We start from the raw sequence: 16,473 nt of genomic DNA, 5'->3' as shown, positions 1-16,473 counted from the left end.
ATTAGACTTATTTTAGAATCTTTTTATGATATTATAAAGCTGGATTCCGTGGTCGTAGCCACGGAATGACAGAATTTTTACCTCTTTATTTAAACGTTCGTACAGTAGTGGGCTTGACCACGGCATGACACCGTACTTATAATAACCATAATACGGTAAATTATTAGCCATGCAACAACGCCTATGCCTCCTCGCAATGACGATTTTTTTAAATGTGGTTTCGATCCACAATTATACCGCTCACTTAAGAAAGATAACTAAAATGATTACAACCAATAAAAATGAATCAAATTACCAAGATTTGTTAAAGAGCTTGGCTATTATAGCGATGATCATCGATCATGCGGGGCTTTACTTATATCCTGAAGTGACGGTTATGAGAGTTATCGGGCGGATAAGTATGCCGGTTTTTTGCTTTTTTGCCGGATATAATTTTCATGATAAGCCAAAACATAAAATAATAATATTCGGTGTTTTGTTACAGATATATACTACTATATTATTTAACCAATTTCTTACCGCCAATATTTTAATTCCTATTTATTTAGGGCAATGGTATCTTTACTATTTTCGCAATGACTTAAATAACTTCTTTTATTGCGGTTATTGTCATGCCGTAGTGCTTGCGATGTTATGGTGCGTTAGCTGGTTTCTTATTGACTACGGTACCGTCGTGATTGCTGTTATGGTGCTGGGGTATATTGCCAAACATGATCCGTTGAATTTGCGGCTTTGTGTTTTTGTCTCGCTAGTGATTTCGTTATTGCATACGGTGACCGGTTTTAATTTGTCCGACGCTTATATTATTTTGACGATTATTTTATCAATCACTGTCTATATATTGATGGTAACAAGAGATTTTACTCAAAAAACTATAATAAACTTAAAATGGATAAGTCGCCATACTATCGGTATTTATTGTATTGATTTGGCAATTATGGAGTTCATCTTTGTTTACACCTATACCGCCGGTTTGAAGAATTGGTGGCTTTTAGGGTAAGGATTATATTTTATCCTTTGCCCCTATTTGCCTTTTTGTTAGGTGTCATAGATATTGTAGAAGAGTAGGTATTATTTTTCTTTGCAGTAATAGTGTCGCTTACTTTTTGTATAATTTCTAAATCGGTTGTAGAAAGAAAATCTACCGATAAAGGCTCTATTGATTTTTTGATGTCCTTATTAATGTTTTTATTTTTTTCAATTTCTCTCTTCATTTCTTCATATTTACCTTTAGTTACCGGTAAAGTATAAATATTACCTTCTCGCTCAATATAACCTATTGCATTTTTATCTGTGCCGGAAAATTTTAAACCAAGTGGATTACTTAACTTTATAAGCTGCCCTTGCTCATTGTAATGAACGGTAAAGTAAACTGCTTTACTTAGCAGCATATTTTGACCGTGATGATCCTGCAAAACTAAAGAAAGATTAATAGAGGTTTCAGGAGAATCGATATTTATAGGAAAATCTATTTTTCTATGAATAAAGATAGTTTTTTCTTCATCATTCTCGGTAATATTAATTGGAATATTTATAGCTGTTTCAGTTAAAGTAAATAATTCTTTATCATCTTTTTTTATGGTTTTTGTTTTAATAGATTCTTTATTTGTGGTTTTTACTCTATCCCAATTTATGGGCCGGAAATCAGCTGCCGCAAGAAGTTTTTTATATCCTGATATCTCTAAGCTATTGATTTTATTCTCAAAATCTTTTTGTATAAGATAATTGTCTTTTATTTTATTCTCACCGAATTTTTTTTGAAAAGCAGCTAATATTGCTTGCTGCTTATTTAAAATATTTTCTTGTAATACGCTAAGGAGATTATTTGCTTTCTGATTAATAATATCTCGACTTAGCTTAGAAATTTTGGATGTAGTAACTTTATTGTCTTCTGTTACTCTTTGTTTTAGTTTTCCTTCTAGTTCTTCAATTTTTCTAGTTAAGTTTAATATTATTTCTGTTTTAATAGATTTTCTTAAATCGGCAATTTTTTCTATTAAATGCTTCTCGACACTACTTTTTTTAAGAAAAATACCTCGAAGGGATTTATCACTTAATTTAAGTTTTTTCCCGCCTTTTTTTCCTTTTTCATAATTAATAATTTTCTCAAAATGGTCGGGATATTCTTGAATTAATATTTTTAACTGTTTTTCATCTATTTGATAGTAAGGAGAAGTAAATTTTTTAGTTATTAAAGTGCTTAATTTAACTTCTAAGCCGTATTCTTTTAATGATTCTTGTCTCTTTTTAATAATAGTTTTAAAGGAATTTTTAATTTCTTCCGGCGTAACTTCTTGTGGTTTTTTATCGTTAAATATTTTAGGCATTGCTTGTTTTGCCCAAGCAACTAGGGCGTCGTTGCTATAATATTTAGACATTTCTTCAAAACTTTTATCTATAGTGCTATCTAGATTATTTTTGGAAGCTGCTAGCAAACTATCGGCAAATTTAGGGTTATTGCTTCGGAGATATGACGGAAATTCTCTAAAATGGTTGGTAGGACCAAAGCCGGGCAGGTGTTTCATTCTGGAATTAGGATGAATCTTATTTGTTAATTTATCAAGGCTGCCGGCAAAATCTATTCGCACCATTTGGGGTAAAAGGTTAGAGGTTTTAGTATCTCTAATAATTCCTATATTACCGGCATGGATATCAAAATCACCGATTAATAAACTTGCCGGCATAACTTTTTCAAAACCTTGATATTTAAGTTGTTCAAATGCTTTGTCATAAGTTCTATGTACTAAGTTTCTTGTTCCCATAAAAAGAGGTCTGCCGCCGTCTTTTCTAAACCAAGAATTTGGTTTAGTTGCAGGAGACATATATTTATCCATGTCAACATGCATGTCGTTGCTATAATTTTTAAAGAATTCAGATTTTACATAGATATTAGAATCGGTATTTTTTGATTTTTCTCCGCGAGATATTTTATCTTCTAACCGATTCGGAGCAATGATAGAAACTTGTGCGCCGTTACCCGGGCTTATTGCTTCAAAAATTTTTGAGCCTAAAAATTCCGATATATTTTTTGCAGGTAAGCCCTCTTTTTTTATCATGGCTTTGGTTTCGCCGTCTATGCTTTCATACACACCGCCATACTCTCCGGATTCGTTAGCTCCTCCTTCTTTACCTTTTAAAAACTTCCATCCTTTAAACTGTGATTTATTAGACATTATCTTTTCTCTTATGGTTTTAAAAATCGGAAACAAGAAGTAATATGATCGTTAACTACACCGATTGCTTGCAAAAATGCGTAGCAAGTAACAGGACCAAAAAACTTAAAGCCTCTAGCTTTTAAGTCTTTGCTAATTATTAAAGATAGGTCTGTTTGAGTCGGAATATCCGATAGCATATTAAAATTATTATAAATAACTTCACCCTGTGTAAAGTGCCAAATATAATTACTAAAGCTTTTAAATTCATTTCTAATTTGTAGAAAAACTTGCGCATTACTAATTGATGCTTCAATTTTCAGCTTATTCCGTATAATACCGGAATTTTGTAATAATAAATGTTTTTTTGTATCGTTGTAAGCGGCTACTTTAACAAAATCGAAATTATCATAGGCGTTGCGATAATTTTCTTGCTTTTTTAAAATAGTTGACCAGCTAAGACCGGCTTGAGCAGTTTCAAGTATAATAAACTCAAATAACTTTTGATCATAATAGACAGGATTCCCCCATTCTAAATCATGATAAAGAATATCTAATTCACTTTTAGCCCATCCGCAACGTTGCATATCTATGATTTTTTTCTGAAGTTATTTCTACGCGGTATTGTTGCGTGGAACGAAAATTGCTATATTTCGGTATTCTTTAAAAGTACCGCGGTGTCATCTAGTTGCTTGACCGGCTTTGTTGCATGGATGGTTAAAAACGCCCTCGGTGTCATTCCTGCGCAGGCGCGTTGTTGCATGGATGGTTAAAAACGCTTAAAACTTGTCATACCGTGGCTTGACCACGGTATCCAGAAAAAATTAAAAAGCCTGACTGGATGCCGTGGTCAAGCCACGGCATGACATCGCGGTACTTTTAAAGAATACCCAAAATATAGCAATTTTCGATCCATGCAACAACGCCGGCTTGACCACGGCATCCAGTCTTTTTATTAAGGCTTTTTCCGGATACCGTGGGAGGGGCCTCGGTATGACACCATACTTGTAATAACTATAATGCGGTAAATTATGAGCCATGCAACAAGGCTATTGTCGCGTAGGAATGACATCAGTCCAAATCCTGCAAGTTATACAGTATAAATTACAACCCTAATTTTCGAGGCTTATAATATTTAACCCAAATATCTACTAGTAATTTGGTAATAATAATTGCCGAGAACATCGAAGAAATAATACCGATTGTTAGCGTAACCGCGAAGCCTTTTATTGCTCCGACACCGAATATGTAAAGTAAAAAGGCGACGATCAAGGTCGTAATATTGGAATCAAGAATAGTAGCAAAAGCAGATTCAAAACCTATTTTGATTGAATAAAGATTTGAAGCTCCTTTGCGTAGCTCTTCTTTGATTCTTTCATAAATTAATACGTTAGCATCAACTGCCATGCCGATCGTTAATATTATGCCGGCAATTCCGGGTAACGTTAATGTTGCCTGAAAAAGAGACAATAATGCTAAAATATATAGCATTGCAATGCTTAAGGCAATATTAGCAAACAGTCCTAACACACCGTATGACCAAATCATAAATATTACTACGGCAATAAAGCCGATAATCCCGGCTTTTTTACCGGCTTCGATAGAATCAGCGCCGAGATTCGGACCGATACTTCTTTCTTCTATTATTTTTAGCGGGGCAGGGAGTGAACCGGCTCTAAGTAATAAGGATAATTCATTTGCCGATTCGACGGTGAAATTACCGGAAATTATGCCGTTACCGCCTAAAATCGGCTCATTTATTACCGGTGCGCTAAGTAATTTATTATCCAGCACGATAGCCAAACGTTTACCGGCATTATTTTTAGTTATTTCGCCGAATAATTTACTACCTAAATTATTGAAGGAAAAAGCCACCACCGGCTGTGAATTTTGATTAAAAGAGGCTGAAGCATTAGTCAGTTGATCACCGCCTAAAATAGCTTTTTTCTTGATAACTACATAATATTCTTGATTATTCTCGCTTTCTCCTTTCACTAAAATCGAGCCGCTAGGCACATGCCCCTTAACCGCTTCTTCTATATTTGCCGTTTCATCGACTAAATGAAAAGTTAGTTTTGCCGTTTTGCCTAAGATATTTTTTAAGTGAGTCGGGTCTTCCTCGCCCGGTACTTGCAATAATATATGCTTATCGCCTTGTCTATGCAAGGTAGGTTCTTTTGTGCCGGTACTGTCAACCCGCATCCGAACAACCTCAATAGATTGATCGACTACTTCATTAAGAAGATGATCTAATTTTGCATCGCTATAGCTAAGCTTAAGTTTATTATCTTCATAGTCAATAGTAATTTCAGAATCGATTTTATTAACGATGTTTTTGACTAGTTTCAATTCTTCAGAGTTACGCAATTCTAATTGCAGAATATTTTGTCTAATTGTAAGATTTTTATAACCTATTTTATCTTCTCGAAAAGATTTTCGTAAAGTATCGGCTAAATTATCCATCGAGTCGTTTAAATAACTATCAAAATCTACGTCTAATAATAGATGCGCTCCGCCTCGGAGATCGAGTCCTAAATTCACCGTATTATGCGGTAAAAATCTAGAATTTACCGCTATAAAATTAGGCAAAGCGCAGATAATCGCAATTATTGTACATATAATAGAAAGAAAAATTTTCCCTTTAGGAAGATTTTGCACTGATTACCTTCTTATCTTTTTTATTAATATCTTTCTTGTTGGTTTTAATTTCTTTCGGGCGACTGGTAATATCAACAATTGCGCTTTTTAAGATTTTAATATGGACGTCTTTAGCTATTTCAACTTCAATTTTATTATCCGTATCGTTAACTTTACTGACTGTTCCGAAAATACCGCTATTTGTTAAAATCTCTTCACCTTTTTTTACGTCGCTAACTAAACTTTCTCTTTGACGGCGGCGTTTTTCTTGCGGGCGAAGTAATAAAAAATAAAATACCGCGAAAATTAACACCATCGGGATCAAGCTAGTCCATCCTGACGGAGCTTGTGCCGTTTCTACCGGCACGACTTCCGTTTCCTGTATTTCTATTATATCGCTATTATTTGCTGTATTAGTTTCGTTAGACGACATATTTCCCTCTACATATTTTAAATTTTAGTATGTTAAAAATAGCTTCTGAATAGTTTTTATGCAAGGGAAAATAAACGAAAATTTTACATAGGAAAGGGATAGGTGGCTTATATGGCTCGGTGTCATGCCGTGGCTTGACACCTTATAATAATTATAATACGAACTAAATAAATATCTGGAGCGGGTGAAGGGATTTGAACCCTCGACTTCGACCTTGGCAAGGTAGCGCTCTACCCCTGAGCTACACCCGCTTAACTTAAATAATAAGCGAAACTTGAATATAAAAAACAACTAACTAAAAAGCAAGCTAAAATATGCAAAATAACGAATATATTTATTATTAACAAATATCCCTTGTTTGACTCTACTGCCTATGTTATAAAATGTGTGTAAGAAGCCGTAGCTCAGTTGGATAGAGCGAGCGATTCCTAATCGCTAGGTCGGAGGTTCAAATCCTCTCGGTTTCACGCAATACCGATTCTTAATAAATTCCCAAATTTATGCTGATTATTGATAATCAAAAAATATTAGATGAGTTTTGCGCTAGGCTGTCTAATATTGATATAATAAGTATTGATACGGAATTCTCACGCCGTAATACTTATTATGCTAAGTTAAGTATTATTCAAGTTAAAGCCGGAAGTTATAGCGCTATAATTGACGGCTTAAGTAACCTAGACCTTGCCGTTTTTAATCAGATATTAATTAACGATAAAATCCTTAAATTATTTCATGCTCCTCGCGAAGATTTGGAGATTTTTTATTATTTATTCGGGGTGTTGCCTTGTAATATCTTTGATATTCAAATTGCCGCCGATATTTGCGGTTTCGGTAAGCAACTAAGCTATGATGATCTTTGCTATAAAATTTATGATGTAAAAATCGATAAAACTTGTCAAAAATCCAATTGGTTAAAACGTCCGATAAAAGAAGAAATGTTAAATTACGCAATGCAGGATTTAGAATATCTGGAGGTAATTTATAAAGAATTATATAAGATAATTACCGAAAATAATTTAATAAAAGAATATAATACTCAACTGCAATATTTACTTAATATTAAAAACTATTTTGTCAAACCTGCAGATGCTTGGCAAAAAGTTAGATTTAGAAGAGAATCAAGCGAATTTATTGCTAAAATGCAAATTCTTGCTAGATATCGTGAAGAGCAAGTAAAGCAAATAAATATTCCTCGTAGACATTTTATTATAGATGAAGATTTAATAAAGCTTTGTCAAGCATTGCCGGTAACGGCAGAAGATTTTAAGAATCTAAAGCTAAAAAGTCGATATTTACGTAAACAAAAATATAGTGAGCAAATAATAAATTTGTGCAAGAAAATTAGTTTAATGTGAGTTACCGCTTAGAATTACTTTCGATGTTATTTTAGTTCAGCCTTGTTGAGTAGATTGGAATCGTTACAAAAACATCGTCATTGCGAGGAGGCATTGTTGCGTGGATAGGTTAAAGCATATTCTATGTCATTCTCGTGAAAACGGGAATCCGGAAAAATACTTTTAACGTCATCCTGAATTTATTTCAGGATCTATTATGCCGCTATTATTAAAGCTCACAGGACCGGAAATCTCAACTAGCTTTATCGCCAGACCATAAGGCTCTTGACCTGACTGCGTATTCATCAATATATTCTCTTTTTTCAATCCCTCTGCATTGTGGAGTACTAACTTTTTTTCTCTAAATTATCTAAGTTTTTACTTATTATTGCTTCATAATAAATAGGAGATTCATGATATAATCGCCAAATAAATTTCTCAAAATGGTCTATTTCACCGCCCAACATATCATATACCATATCCGGTTTATCAGTATCTCTCTTCATAACTAAAAAACAGGAACTATTCATTATTGATGTGGCTATAGTATTCCGGACAGTTAGTATGAGACAATATTAACAGAAAGGAAATACAGTATGACAAAAACAAAAATGTATTCTAGTGAATTTAAAGAATCAGCAGTTAAATTGGCAACTGAATCGAAGCGACCTGTTATTCAGACTGCAAAAGAATTAGGTATCAGTAAGAATACTTTATATAGTTGGATAGATAAATATTCTAAACAATTTGAAGAATCAATAACAAGAACAGATGAACATCTGTATGATGAATTAAAAAGATTAAAGAAAGAGCTGGTGATAGTAACACAGGAGCGTGATATACTAAAAAAGGCTGCAGCGTACTTTGCAAAAGAGTCCCTGTAAGGTATGCATGGATAAAGAAGCATCAAGATGATTTCTCAATTGCAATTATGTGCAAATGTATGAAGGTATCACGTAGCGGTTATTATGAGTGGTTAAATAACCCTGGATGCAATAGGGATAAAGAAAATAGAGAATTAACCTGTAAGGTTAGAGCTATTTTTCAGGAAGGTAGACGAAATTATGGATCTAGACCCATTAAAAAGGCTTTGTTGAGGCAAGGCATAATTGTTAGTCGTAGGAGAATTACAAGACTAATGAATGAAGCTGGCTTAGTATGTAAAACTAAGTATAAATTTAAAGCAACTACTGATTCTAAGCATAATAAGCAAGTTGCTCCTAATTTATTGGATAGACAGTTTAAAGTTTCTAATGTTAATTGTTATTGGGTTGGTGATATCACCTATATCCCAACTGGAGAAGGATGGTTATATTTAGCAACAGTTATTGATCTATTTTCTAGAAAAGTAATAGGCTGGTCAATGAATAGTAATATGAAAGCTGATTTAGTTAATAATGCTTTGCTAATGGCAATATGGCAACGTAAACCACCTAAAAAGCTTATTTGGCATACTGATAGAGGTAGCCAATATTGTTCTGATAATCATTTAAAACTTATAAAACAACATGGTATTATACAGAGTATGAGTCGTAAAGGAAATTGCTGGGATAATGCTGTTGCTGAAAGCTTTTTTCATACTATAAAAACAGAATTAATTTATCAACATAAATTTAAAACTAGGGAGGAAGCAAAACATGCTATATTTGAATATATAGAGGTATTTTATAATCGTATAAGAATGCATTCTGCTAACGATTATCTATCACCAGTACAATACGAAAAAATACAAAAATGTGCGTAAAAAACTGTCCGGAAAACTGTTGACAGATCATTATCTCAAAAAATGGTATATCTCCTTCTTCAAAATATTCAGAAACCCCAGGAATTATTGGTGCATCTTCTTCCTCAAGAATTATTGAGGCTATTTGATCGGGGGAAGATATTCTATTAATATAGTCTGAAGTATGATCATTGTTAATTGATGCAGTTAAAAACCCATATCCTACTGCATACCAAAAATCTTTTAAAGCATCCGGAAATCTAAAGCCTATTCTTATTTCTTCTTTTTGTACTTCTTCTTTTGAAATAATATAAAATGTATTAGCTTCACTATTATTATCTTCATTTGTTATATATTTCTTTAAATAATCATATTTTTCCATAATTTCACCTCTTTTATTTACCAAATATTTCTTTAAATACTGAGCCTATCCCATGAATCTCTTGATGCTCGCTTCTACTTAATTACAATAAGATGCTGAAACAAGTTCAGCATGACAAAAGAAAGGCTAGATTCCCGTTTTTACGGGAATGACATCAAAAATTCGATCCATGCAACAACGCCCCTGCGCGGGAATGACAGCGAAAGTCTAACCGGCAACTTACGTTAGTTTCCAAGATTTAAATAATAGTGCTTAAAGATTTTTTGCTAAATTACTGAATTTAGAATATTGGCTATCATAATGAAGCTGCACATTGCCGACTCTGCCGTTACGATGTTTGGCTATTATAATATCGGCAATATTATAAACTTTATTAAGTTTCTCTTGCCATTCAAGGTGTTTTACATCACCTACAGACGGTTCTTTTCTTGTTAAATAATATTCTTCACGGTAAATAAACATTACTATATCCGAATCTTGTTCAATCGTTCCTGATTCTCTAAGGTCTGATAACATCGGTCTTTTATCTTCTCTAAGCTCCACGGCTCTCGATAGTTGAGATAAAGCGATAACCGGTATATTTAACTCCTTGGCTATTGCTTTTAAACCTTGGGTAATCTCTGAAATTTCGTTTACCCTATTTTCGGATTTACCGACTCCTCTAATTAATTGCAGGTAATCTATAAATAATATTCCAAGATTATGCTTTCGTTTCATTTTCCTTGCGCGTGTGCGAATAGCGGAAATTGACAAAGCTGCGCTATCATCGATAAAAAACGGTAATTCAGATAATTTTGCCGCCTCAGTGCGGAGATTATTATAATTCTCTTCGTTAAGATGTCCGGTACGTAGCGCAGAAGAATTAATTTCCGTATGCATTGACAGCAAACGCGTGGTAAGTTGTTCCGAAGACATTTCCAACGAGAAAAAACCTACGGACTGCATTTCTTCCTGTTGTTTGGTATTTTTTAACTGCATTGCTTTGCAGGCATTAATTGCTAGATTTACGGCAAATGCCGTTTTACCCATTGAAGGGCGACCGGCAAGAATTATAAGATCTGAATTATGAAACCCTGATAATGTTTGATCTAAATCACTCAAACCGGTAGGGACGCCTATTACGTGATCGCTATTTTTCATAGCTCTATTAATACTAGCTAACGACTCAGAAATAGGCGTACCTATTTTTATAAAGCTTTTTTCATTTATTCCTTCACTTGCTAAATTATAAAGCTTTACTTCCGCATGTTCAATTTGCTGAGGCGCATCCAAATCTAAAGAAGCATTATAAGCGTTATTTACTACTTCTTCACCGATTTGGATTAAGTTACGTCTTAACGCCAAATCATATATTATTTTGCCGTAATCTAACGGATTTATTACCATCATCGCCAGGGTCACTAGCTTGGTAAGATATTCGACTCCTGCTATTTCTTGAAATAAAACATCTTGGTGTAGCATGCTACGAAGAGTTATAGGAGTGGCTATTAAGCCTTTTTCGGTAATTACTTCAATTGCATTATAAATTTTTTGATGAATAGGCTCTAAGAAATGTTCGACGCGCAAAAATTCCGATACGTAGTTTAAAGAATCGTGATTAGTTAAAATTGCTCCGAGTAGCATTTGTTCGGCTTGAACATTTGACGGTAAAGTTCTAGGTACAGGTAGGGCTTTATCTTCCTCCTTATTAGAAAGATTTACTATTTTTGATTCATTATTAACTTTATTGCGTGCCATTTTATATTTTTACTTTCAAAATTAGTCTTTGTTATCTTCATAATACCCAAAATCGTCATTGCGAGCGACTAAAGGCGTTGTTGCATGGCTACCAGAATCGTCATTGCGAGGAGGCATTTATGCCGACGTGGCAATCAAGTATAAACATATTTTTATACTAAACTTGTTTAGTATTCTAATTAAATCCCTCATTACATTCGGGATAGCCTGGATTGCCGCAGCCGCTTCGTGGCTTCGCAATGACGGGTTTTTTATTAATTTTCGAGCCATGCAACAACGCCGCGACTAAAAGGAGCGCGGCAATGACGTTTGGGGTATCCACACACCAATATTATACGAAAATAACATCACCTATTTAAAAATTTTTCTGCTTCAAGGGCAGCCATACAACCGGTTCCTGCGGCGGTAACCGCTTGCCTAAAAATTTTATCTTGTACGTCGCCGGCGGCAAAAACTCCTTCTATATTAGTCTTAGTTGAATTCGGTTTAGTGATAATATAATCATCGCTATCCATTTCAATTTGTCCTTTGAATAAATTAGTATTAGGTTTATGACCGATAGCTATAAATACCCCGCTACAATTAATTAAGCTTATCTCTTTAGTATGAACATTTTGAATTTTTACACCCGTGACCGCATTTGGATTTTCGCTACCGATTATTTCATGGGCGATATGATCCCAAATCACCGATATTTTTGGATTTTGAAATAACCTTTCTTGTAATATTTTTTCGGCTCTAAAATTGTTACGGCGATGTATTACGGTAACTTTACTTGCATGGTTAGTTAAATATAATGCTTCTTCAACGGCACTATTGCCTCCGCCTACTACTATTACTTCCTGCTTTTTAAAGAAAAACCCGTCACAAGTAGCACAAGCCGATACGCCAAATCCTTGAAATTTTTTTTCTGAAGGAATATTAAGCCATCTCGCTTCCGCACCGGTACAAATAATTATACTCTCTGCTTCGTATTCCGTGCCTGAGCCGGTAAAAACTAAAAAAGGTCTTTTCGATAAATCAACTTTTGCAACATAATCGGTTATAATCTCAGTACCGACATTCTTTGCCTGCAGCGTCATTTGTTCCATAAGCCACGGTCCTTGCACGCTTTCCGCAAAGCCTGGATAATTTTCAACATCGGTAGTAATAGTAAGCTGCCCGCCAGGTTGACTGCCGTGGATTAATATCGGTTTTAAGGCTGCCCTTGCCGTATAAATTGCTGCGCTAAGTCCTGCAGGTCCTGAACCTATTATTAATATTTTAGTTGTAATTGTCATAATATGTATTTTGTTGTTTTATTAGGATTGTTGTATGGCTTGAATTTTTGTAAAACGTTTGGTGTCATACCGTGGCTTGACCCACTACTGTACGAACGTTTAAATAAAGAGGTAAAAATTCTGTCATTCCGTGGCTACGACGGCGTTGTTGCATGGACGGTTAAAAACGCCCTCGGTGTCATTCCCGCGCAGGCGGGAATCCAGAAAATTATAGTCATCCTGAATTTATTTCAGGATCTTTTTCAATAGATGCTGAAACAAGTTCAGCATGACAAAAAAAGCTGGATTCCCGCCTACGCGGGAATGACACCCTTTTCATGGCAATTTTCGATCCATGCAACAACGCCGGCTACGACCACGGAATCCGGCTTATAATATCATAAAAAGATTCTAAAATAAGTCTAATATGGCTTTATTTTCCTGGATACCGTGATCAAGTCACGGCATGACACAGCCTTTTTTCAACGTTCGTACAATAGTGGGCTTGACCACGGTATGACGCCGTACTTGTAACAACCATATTATAATAACCATAGAGTATACTAAACCTTTTCCAACCATGATTTTATATAATTAATTTGATCAACATTCATTAAAGAAGGAGTATGACCTGCATAGCTTACTTCATAAAGATCAAAGTTTTTTGTTTTTTGCATTTCTTCAATAGTGGATTTGGTCAAAATATCAGATTTTACTCCATGAATAACTAGTAATTTGCATACTATTCTGTGCCATATCATCCACATATTAACATCTTTTGATTTAGTATCATCAATTGCCATGCTATGAACTATGCCGGAATCGTAATTCATTTTATATTTGCCGCCGAGTGTAGGGATAACACTATATTTAGTTAGATAATTCCAATCTTCTTCGTTATTAATGCCGATTTGGGAATAAATAACCTTTAAATGTTGTTTTGCACTATCTAAATCATCAAAAATAACAGTTTTTTTAGCATATTTGCCGATTTTAACCAAAGGAGCTGAAGAAATAAACGGACCGATATCGTTTAATATCATAGCTTTAAAAATATTCTTATATTTACTTGCAAGTACCATACCGATTATACCACCCATTGAGGTGCCAAGCCAAATAGGTCTTTTGATATTTAATTTTTTTAGAAAAAGCAAAGTATCTTTAACATAGACATGATAATTATAATGCTTATTCATTTCAAAATTTTCGCTATCGCCGCGTCCCGGATAACTTAAAGCAATCACTCTAAAGTTATTACTTAACCCTTCGGCAATTTTATCGAAATCATGAGCATTTCTAGTTAAACCATGTGCGCACACTATTATGTTAGGGTTTTTATGGTTACCGAATTCAAGATAAGAAATTTTGTGCGGCGGAATATATTGCGCAGATAGCCAATTAATATAAGGACCGATTTTGATTGAATTTGTTTGCATTTATGCTACCGATATTTTTAAAATCTTATTTTAAAAGGTTAATTTAAATTATTTAAAAATATACTTACCATAGTCGGCATATATATTACTACGAAAAGTAGAGATAAAAAAACTGTAGCTGCCACTTTCTCGGGATAAAATTTTTGTAAGTTGGCTATAACTATAGTGTTCGCGGCAAGCGGTGCCGTAGAAAGCAGCTTTAAAGCATTATAATGATCATTATTATACCATCCGGTAATAAAATGATCAAATAAAATAAAAATACCTACGCCGAGTGGATAAAATAAAAATTTTGCCGTGAAAGTAGCAAGAGTAAATTTTATATCTATTTCAAATTTTTTAAGGCTTGATAGGGCAAGACCGACCATAACCATGCCTAGTATAGAAAAGGCCCCTCTCATATTATACAAAAAATCATCTAAAAAATCCGGTAAAGTAAGACCGCAAAAACTAAATAAGCATCCTAATAAAAAAGCGTTTAAAATAGGAAGTTTTATTACTTTTAAAATACTATCCGTAGTATTAGCAAAACTTCGCATGCAAATATAAAACCCAATCGAAGATTCATAAATATTCACGCCTATTACCGCCATCATATAGATACCTATAAAGTATAATCGTCAAATAGAGCGGCAGCTATCGGCAGCATAAAATAACCTCCATTTGCCGTGCCTGCCGATAATGCTATAATGTTACGTGTATGATCTTGCCAGAATTTACCGAAGAAATAATAAGAAAATAGCGATAGCAAAGTAGCAATGATAAACGTCACGACCGTAACGCTTAAGGCAGAAAGTGTAAGGGTAGTACTAGCTGGAATGGTAAAAAATACTATAGGTGAGATAAAATAGAATAATAAAGAAGAAATACTATCTTTCTCAACATTTGAGTATTTACCTGCTAAAAAGCCTATTACTACGCTTAGCAATACGGAAATGGTTTTAAAGAAAACTATACTAAAGATTATCATGAAAAAAGCCAAAAATAACTACAGCGTCATCTCGATCGCTTGATACAAGCGAATTTTTCTGGATTCGCCTGTGCTCACGTACTCTAGTACGGTAGCTTAGCTCTCCCTTAAATTCCTCTTGTCTGAAGCTTTCTGAATTTAGCTGTATCAAATGATCTATAACCGTCAGAGAACCTACTGAATCTTAGTAAAAATAGCAAATAATATTTATAGGCTGCTTATTAAGTTTTATCCGGAGTCATACTTATAAGGCGTTGTTGCGTGGCTCGATAAAAGCAGCAGTATGTCATTCCCGCGCAGGCGGGAATCCATTTTTGTCATGCTGAACTTGTTTCAGCATCTACTAAAAGATATTCTGAAATAAATTCAGGATGACTTTAAAAGTATTTTTCTGGATTCCCGCCTGCGCGGGAATAACACCGAGAGCGTTTTTAACCATCCATGCAACAACGCCGAACCAAGTTCAGCATGACAAAAACCAGATTGCCATGTCGGGACTTTGTCCCTCCTCGCAATGACGAAGTGAAATTGATCCATGCAACAACACCTACTTATAATAACCAAAAATTTCATTTTTTCATTAATAATAATTTTAATTATTACTCTTTAAGCAATTTTTAATTGTAAATTACTATTACTTATGTTATTTAAGGTGCATAAAATAAGTCTATTATGCACATGTTTGTTAAAATTTCATTTTTTGTATTTGTTATATTTTTTTATATAAATTCTTATGCAATACCTGTTCCTATCGGACTCGAATTAAATAAAGCAACGATAACCGACATAATGAAAAAATATAAAATTACTAAAAAAGAATCTAATTATTGGCAAGGATATAATTATTTTATAGATATTAAAGATATTAATTTAGAAAAGATATCGCAGGTTTTAGTAATATGTAATGATTTTAACATTGTAGAAGCCGTAATTTTAACAATCGATAAAAATAAATTTGAAGAATTTTATACTGCTTTAACAAGTAAATATACGTTAATAAAAAAAGATATAAAGCCGGAAGGAAGTAAAAGCGCTGCTTTTACGGACGGTGATTGTTCAATAATACTTGAAGCCCCGGAGATTAGCTTTGATATGGAACTTACATATGTAACGGATAATTTTTATAAAAAATTTTTAGATAAATTGGAGCAAGAAGAAAAATTGCAACAAGAACAAATAAAGAATTTGTTGTGAAAAAGGTTAAAACTGTCATCTAGTTGCTTGACCACGGTATCCGGTTAGGCTTTTTAATTTTTTCTGGATACCGTGGTTAAGCCCACTACTGTACGAACGTTGAAAAAAGGCTGTGTCATGCCGTGACTTGATCACGGCATCCAGGAAAATAAAGCCATATTAGACTTATTTTAGAATCTTTTTATGATATTATAAGCTGGATTCCGTGGTCGTAGC

Annotated in this window: 20 protein-coding genes, 2 tRNA genes and 2 pseudogenes; 7 read left to right on the top strand and 17 right to left on the bottom strand. The window is 34.1% G+C overall.

The genetic code is table 11. The annotated features are described in order from the left end of the window. Positions 1 to 12: 12 nt before the first annotated feature. Positions 13 to 171 (bottom strand): hypothetical protein, encoded by a 159-nt coding sequence (locus tag AAHM91_RS02085; protein WP_342269708.1) that lies wholly within the window; start codon positions 169 to 171, stop codon positions 13 to 15. 91 nt (positions 172 to 262) lie between these two features. Between AAHM91_RS02085 and AAHM91_RS02080 the strand changes: the two genes are divergently transcribed. Beyond that, positions 263 to 1,000 (top strand): TraX family protein, encoded by a 738-nt coding sequence (locus AAHM91_RS02080; RefSeq protein ID WP_253308549.1) that lies wholly within the window; start codon positions 263 to 265, stop codon positions 998 to 1,000. A gap of 10 nt (positions 1,001 to 1,010) precedes the next feature. On the opposite strand, the gene AAHM91_RS02075 is transcribed toward AAHM91_RS02080, so the two are convergent. From AAHM91_RS02075 to AAHM91_RS02050, 6 genes are all read right to left on the bottom strand, one after another. Further along, positions 1,011 to 3,173, bottom strand: a complete 2,163-nt coding sequence (locus AAHM91_RS02075) for a Sca4 family protein (protein ID WP_342269707.1) — start codon at positions 3,171 to 3,173, stop codon at positions 1,011 to 1,013. An 11-nt stretch (positions 3,174 to 3,184) separates the two neighbouring features. Then, on the bottom strand, positions 3,185 to 3,739 hold the full coding sequence (locus AAHM91_RS02070) for a DNA-3-methyladenine glycosylase I (RefSeq protein ID WP_342269706.1): 555 nt from the start codon (positions 3,737 to 3,739) through the stop codon (positions 3,185 to 3,187). A 237-nt stretch (positions 3,740 to 3,976) separates the two neighbouring features. Next, positions 3,977 to 4,192 carry a hypothetical protein gene (locus AAHM91_RS02065; protein WP_342269705.1) on the bottom strand — a complete coding sequence of 72 codons (216 nt, stop codon included), beginning with the start codon at positions 4,190 to 4,192 and terminating at the stop codon, positions 3,977 to 3,979. 64 nt (positions 4,193 to 4,256) lie between these two features. Beyond that, complete coding sequence (gene secD / locus AAHM91_RS02060; protein WP_342269704.1) at positions 4,257 to 5,810, bottom strand: protein translocase subunit SecD; 1,554 nt, start codon at positions 5,808 to 5,810, stop codon at positions 4,257 to 4,259. Beyond that, positions 5,794 to 6,222: a preprotein translocase subunit YajC gene (gene yajC, locus AAHM91_RS02055; protein ID WP_253308553.1), complete on the bottom strand. Its 429-nt coding sequence runs from the start codon at positions 6,220 to 6,222 to the stop codon at positions 5,794 to 5,796. The genes secD and yajC overlap by 17 nt, the downstream gene beginning before the upstream one ends. Before the next feature lie 176 nt (positions 6,223 to 6,398). Beyond that, positions 6,399 to 6,473, bottom strand: a tRNA-Gly gene (locus AAHM91_RS02050). Between the two features lie 142 nt (positions 6,474 to 6,615). Between AAHM91_RS02050 and AAHM91_RS02045 the strand changes: the two genes are divergently transcribed. Together AAHM91_RS02045 and AAHM91_RS02040 are read left to right on the top strand one after the other, a co-directional pair. Next, a tRNA-Arg gene (locus AAHM91_RS02045) sits at positions 6,616 to 6,689 on the top strand. A gap of 33 nt (positions 6,690 to 6,722) precedes the next feature. Further along, on the top strand, positions 6,723 to 7,577 hold the full coding sequence (locus AAHM91_RS02040; protein WP_342269703.1) for a ribonuclease D: 855 nt from the start codon (positions 6,723 to 6,725) through the stop codon (positions 7,575 to 7,577). A gap of 168 nt (positions 7,578 to 7,745) precedes the next feature. Here the strand turns inward: AAHM91_RS02040 and AAHM91_RS02035 are convergent, their stop codons facing one another. Beyond that, a complete protein-coding gene (locus tag AAHM91_RS02035; protein WP_342269702.1) occupies positions 7,746 to 7,883 on the bottom strand; it encodes a hypothetical protein in 138 nt (45 codons plus the stop codon). 20 nt (positions 7,884 to 7,903) lie between these two features. Next, positions 7,904 to 8,062, bottom strand: a complete 159-nt coding sequence (locus AAHM91_RS02030) for a hypothetical protein (RefSeq protein ID WP_342269701.1) — start codon at positions 8,060 to 8,062, stop codon at positions 7,904 to 7,906. A gap of 90 nt (positions 8,063 to 8,152) precedes the next feature. Here AAHM91_RS02030 and AAHM91_RS02025 point away from each other — a divergent pair. Continuing rightward, a protein-coding gene (locus tag AAHM91_RS02025; protein WP_410526146.1) for an IS3 family transposase occupies positions 8,153 to 9,300 on the top strand; the annotation gives its coding sequence in 2 pieces (ribosomal slippage) (positions 8,153 to 8,399 and positions 8,399 to 9,300; 1,149 coding nt in all). Here the strand turns inward: AAHM91_RS02025 and AAHM91_RS02020 are convergent. The 4 genes from AAHM91_RS02020 to trxB all read right to left on the bottom strand — a co-directional run bounded on the left by AAHM91_RS02020 (position 9,248) and on the right by trxB (position 12,678). Continuing rightward, entirely contained in the window at positions 9,248 to 9,661 is a 414-nt protein-coding gene (locus AAHM91_RS02020; protein ID WP_342269700.1) for a hypothetical protein, read from the bottom strand. The genes AAHM91_RS02025 and AAHM91_RS02020 overlap by 53 nt on opposite strands. A 252-nt stretch (positions 9,662 to 9,913) precedes the next feature. After that, positions 9,914 to 11,398 carry a replicative DNA helicase gene (locus AAHM91_RS02015; RefSeq protein ID WP_341793010.1) on the bottom strand — a complete coding sequence of 495 codons (1,485 nt, stop codon included), beginning with the start codon at positions 11,396 to 11,398 and terminating at the stop codon, positions 9,914 to 9,916. Between the two features lie 117 nt (positions 11,399 to 11,515). After that, positions 11,516 to 11,668, bottom strand: coding sequence for a hypothetical protein (locus AAHM91_RS02010; protein WP_342269699.1), 153 nt, complete (start codon positions 11,666 to 11,668; stop codon positions 11,516 to 11,518). A 77-nt stretch (positions 11,669 to 11,745) separates the two neighbouring features. Next, positions 11,746 to 12,678, bottom strand: coding sequence for a thioredoxin-disulfide reductase (trxB, locus tag AAHM91_RS02005; RefSeq protein ID WP_253308556.1), 933 nt, complete (start codon positions 12,676 to 12,678; stop codon positions 11,746 to 11,748). A 30-nt stretch (positions 12,679 to 12,708) separates the two neighbouring features. Between trxB and AAHM91_RS02000 the strand changes: the two genes are divergently transcribed. Together AAHM91_RS02000 and AAHM91_RS01995 are read left to right on the top strand one after the other, a co-directional pair. Continuing rightward, positions 12,709 to 12,927 carry a hypothetical protein gene (locus AAHM91_RS02000; RefSeq protein WP_342269698.1) on the top strand — a complete coding sequence of 73 codons (219 nt, stop codon included), beginning with the start codon at positions 12,709 to 12,711 and terminating at the stop codon, positions 12,925 to 12,927. Further along, complete coding sequence (locus AAHM91_RS01995; protein WP_342269697.1) at positions 12,928 to 13,053, top strand: hypothetical protein; 126 nt, start codon at positions 12,928 to 12,930, stop codon at positions 13,051 to 13,053. It abuts the gene before it with no gap. 167 nt (positions 13,054 to 13,220) lie between these two features. Here the strand turns inward: AAHM91_RS01995 and AAHM91_RS01990 are convergent, their stop codons facing one another. The 4 genes and pseudogenes from AAHM91_RS01990 to AAHM91_RS01975 form a co-directional block, all read right to left on the bottom strand. Then, the gene (locus AAHM91_RS01990; RefSeq protein ID WP_253308557.1) at positions 13,221 to 14,093 is read right to left on the bottom strand and encodes an alpha/beta fold hydrolase; all 873 of its coding nucleotides are present in this window, start codon (positions 14,091 to 14,093) and stop codon (positions 13,221 to 13,223) included. Positions 14,094 to 14,131: 38 nt separating this feature from the next. Next, positions 14,132 to 15,063, bottom strand: a pseudogene (locus AAHM91_RS01985) (AEC family transporter). A gap of 19 nt (positions 15,064 to 15,082) precedes the next feature. Then, a pseudogene (locus AAHM91_RS01980) lies at positions 15,083 to 15,211 on the bottom strand (palindromic element RPE3 domain-containing protein); the annotation flags it as partial. Between the two features lie 218 nt (positions 15,212 to 15,429). Next, positions 15,430 to 15,600 (bottom strand): hypothetical protein, encoded by a 171-nt coding sequence (locus tag AAHM91_RS01975; protein WP_342269696.1) that lies wholly within the window; start codon positions 15,598 to 15,600, stop codon positions 15,430 to 15,432. A gap of 141 nt (positions 15,601 to 15,741) precedes the next feature. On the opposite strand from AAHM91_RS01975, the gene AAHM91_RS01970 reads away from it, so the two are divergent. Then, positions 15,742 to 16,257: a hypothetical protein gene (locus AAHM91_RS01970; protein ID WP_342269695.1), complete on the top strand. Its 516-nt coding sequence runs from the start codon at positions 15,742 to 15,744 to the stop codon at positions 16,255 to 16,257. The last annotated feature ends 216 nt before the right edge of the window (positions 16,258 to 16,473 follow it).

The sequence above is a fragment of the Rickettsia endosymbiont of Orchestes rusci genome (assembly GCF_964030945.1).
In the GTDB taxonomy this organism is placed as follows: domain Bacteria; phylum Pseudomonadota; class Alphaproteobacteria; order Rickettsiales; family Rickettsiaceae; genus Rickettsia.
Note: the sequence above shows the minus strand (reverse complement) of the source record. Positions and strands in the feature narration are given on the sequence as shown.

Bases quoted from the DNA above. Each gene is read 5' to 3' on its own strand.
- AAHM91_RS02085 (WP_342269708.1), bottom strand. From the start codon at position 171: ATGGCTAATAATTTACCGTATTATGGTTATTATAAGTACGGTGTCATG.
- AAHM91_RS02080 (WP_253308549.1), top strand. From the start codon at position 263: ATGATTACAACCAATAAAAATGAATCAAATTACCAAGATTTGTTAAAG.
- AAHM91_RS02075 (WP_342269707.1), bottom strand. From the start codon at position 3,173: ATGTCTAATAAATCACAGTTTAAAGGATGGAAGTTTTTAAAAGGTAAA.
- AAHM91_RS02070 (WP_342269706.1), bottom strand. From the start codon at position 3,739: ATGCAACGTTGCGGATGGGCTAAAAGTGAATTAGATATTCTTTATCAT.
- AAHM91_RS02065 (WP_342269705.1), bottom strand. From the start codon at position 4,192: ATGGCTCATAATTTACCGCATTATAGTTATTACAAGTATGGTGTCATA.
- yajC (WP_253308553.1), bottom strand. From the start codon at position 6,222: ATGTCGTCTAACGAAACTAATACAGCAAATAATAGCGATATAATAGAA.
- AAHM91_RS02040 (WP_342269703.1), top strand. From the start codon at position 6,723: ATGCTGATTATTGATAATCAAAAAATATTAGATGAGTTTTGCGCTAGG.
- AAHM91_RS02030 (WP_342269701.1), bottom strand. From the start codon at position 8,062: ATGAAGAGAGATACTGATAAACCGGATATGGTATATGATATGTTGGGC.
- AAHM91_RS02020 (WP_342269700.1), bottom strand. From the start codon at position 9,661: ATGGAAAAATATGATTATTTAAAGAAATATATAACAAATGAAGATAAT.
- AAHM91_RS02015 (WP_341793010.1), bottom strand. From the start codon at position 11,398: ATGGCACGCAATAAAGTTAATAATGAATCAAAAATAGTAAATCTTTCT.
- AAHM91_RS02010 (WP_342269699.1), bottom strand. From the start codon at position 11,668: ATGGCTCGAAAATTAATAAAAAACCCGTCATTGCGAAGCCACGAAGCG.
- trxB (WP_253308556.1), bottom strand. From the start codon at position 12,678: ATGACAATTACAACTAAAATATTAATAATAGGTTCAGGACCTGCAGGA.
- AAHM91_RS01995 (WP_342269697.1), top strand. From the start codon at position 12,928: ATGCTGAAACAAGTTCAGCATGACAAAAAAAGCTGGATTCCCGCCTAC.
- AAHM91_RS01990 (WP_253308557.1), bottom strand. From the start codon at position 14,093: ATGCAAACAAATTCAATCAAAATCGGTCCTTATATTAATTGGCTATCT.
- AAHM91_RS01975 (WP_342269696.1), bottom strand. From the start codon at position 15,600: ATGGATCAATTTCACTTCGTCATTGCGAGGAGGGACAAAGTCCCGACA.
- AAHM91_RS01970 (WP_342269695.1), top strand. From the start codon at position 15,742: ATGTTTGTTAAAATTTCATTTTTTGTATTTGTTATATTTTTTTATATA.